This is a genomic window from Kineococcus vitellinus, from assembly GCF_009906315.1.
Taxonomy (GTDB): Bacteria; Actinomycetota; Actinomycetes; order Actinomycetales; family Kineococcaceae; genus Kineococcus; species Kineococcus vitellinus.
Genome location: NZ_JAAALL010000513.1, coordinates 1 through 1,673, shown reverse-complemented (window position 1 = coordinate 1,673; position 1,673 = coordinate 1). Strand labels below are relative to the sequence as shown.

Annotated in this window: 2 protein-coding genes; both read right to left on the bottom strand. The window is 75.3% G+C overall.

What is annotated here, in order from left to right; all coding sequences use genetic code 11:
- Window positions 1-17: 17 nt before the first annotated feature.
- Entirely contained in the window at window positions 18-503 is a 486-nt protein-coding gene (locus GTQ99_RS27335; protein WP_166617978.1) for a winged helix-turn-helix domain-containing protein, read from the bottom strand.
- A 62-nt stretch (window positions 504-565) separates the two neighbouring features.
- The gene (gene prfA / locus GTQ99_RS22980) at window positions 566-1,633 is read right to left on the bottom strand and encodes a peptide chain release factor 1 (RefSeq protein WP_166617977.1); all 1,068 of its coding nucleotides are present in this window, start codon (window positions 1,631-1,633) and stop codon (window positions 566-568) included.
- Between the last annotated feature and the right edge of the window lie 40 nt (window positions 1,634-1,673).

The following is a 1,673-nucleotide window of genomic DNA, read 5'->3' as shown; positions in this document are numbered from 1 at the left end:
GGCGGGGAGCACGGCGATCACCTCGGTCGGGCGGTGGCGAGCAGGGTGAGGAGCGGGACGACGCGGGCGGCGGGGACGTCGTAGACGCCCCGGCCGGAGGTGGCCAGCCAGCCCTCGGCGACGAGCTGGCGCAGGTGGTGGTAGAGCTGCCCCGAGGTGCCGAGGCCCTCGGAGAGCTCGGGGACGGTGCGCCGGCCGTGCAGCACCTCGTGCAGCAGGTGCAGCCGCACGGGGTGGGCCAGCGCGGACAGCGCCGCGACGACCTGCGTCGGGTCGGCCTCGAGCACCTCGGGGACCTCGACGGTCTCCTGCCACTCGTAGTGCGCACCCGTGGGCAGCGTGAGGCTGCCGGTGAACAGGACGTGGGAACGGTCCTGGGCGCGGCGCTTCAGCTCGCGCAGGGCCCAGAACGCGTCGGCCTCGAGCGGGTGCGCGCCATCCGCCACCGCGGCCTCGAGCGCGGCGAGGCGCTTCTCCAGGAGGTCGAGCCGTTCCGCGTCCACGCCGCCAGACTACGCATCCGCGTAGTTCGTGCAAGAGATGCGTAGGAACGACGTCCGCGGCGTCAGCCCGTCGCGGTCGCCAGCTGGGCCGCCTCGTCGGCGTCCACCGCCGACTGGATCACCGGGTCCAGGTCGCCGTCGAGGACGGCGTCGAGGTTGTAGGCCTTGAACCCCGTGCGGTGGTCGGCGATGCGGTTCTCGCCGTAGTTGTAGGTGCGCACGCGCTCCGAGCGGTCCACCGTGCGCACCTGCGAGCGGCGCGCGGCCGAGGCCTGCGCGTCCGCCGCCTCCTGGGCCGCGGCGTGCAGCCGCGCGCGCAGGATGCGCATCGCCTGCTCGCGGTTCTGCAGCTGCGACTTCTCGTTCTGGCAGCTGACGACGATGCCCGTCGGCAGGTGCGTGATGCGCACCGCCGAGTCGGTGGTGTTGACGCTCTGCCCGCCGGGGCCGGAGGAGCGGAAGACGTCGATGCGCAGGTCCCCCGGGTCCACGGCGACCTCGACCTCCTCGGCCTCCGGCACGACGAGCACGCCGACCGCGGAGGTGTGCACGCGTCCCTGCGACTCCGTGACGGGCACCCGCTGCACGCGGTGCACACCGCCCTCGTACTTCAGCCGCCGCCAGACGCCCTCGGCCGCCGCACCGCGCGCCTTGACCGCGACGGCGACGTCCTTGTAGCCGCCGAGGTCGCTGGGGGTGGTCCCCAGCAGCTCGGTGGCCCAGCCCCGGCGCTCGGCGTAGCGCAGGTACATGCGCAGCAGGTCCCCGGCGAACAGCGCGGACTCCTCCCCGCCCTCCCCCGCCTTGATCTCCAGGATCACGTCGCGGGAGTCGTCGGGGTCGCGGGGCAGCAGCAGCCGGCGCAACCGCTCGGCGGCCTCGTCGGCGGCCTGCTGCAGCGCGGGCAGCTCCGCGGCGAAGGAGGTGTCCTCGGCGGCCAGCTCGCGCGCCGCGCCGGCGTCCTCGAGCGCGGCGCGCCAGGTGGCGTGGGCGTCCACGACGGCGCCGAGCTCGGCGTAGCGCCGGCCCAGCGCGCGGGCCAGGCCCGCGTCGGCGTGCACGGCCGGGTCGGCGAGCCGGCGCTCCAGCTCGGCGTGCTCGTCGAGCAGCGGCTGGACGGACTCGAACACGGCGGCCTCGTTCTCTGCGGCGGTGGGGCGGGTCGGGGAG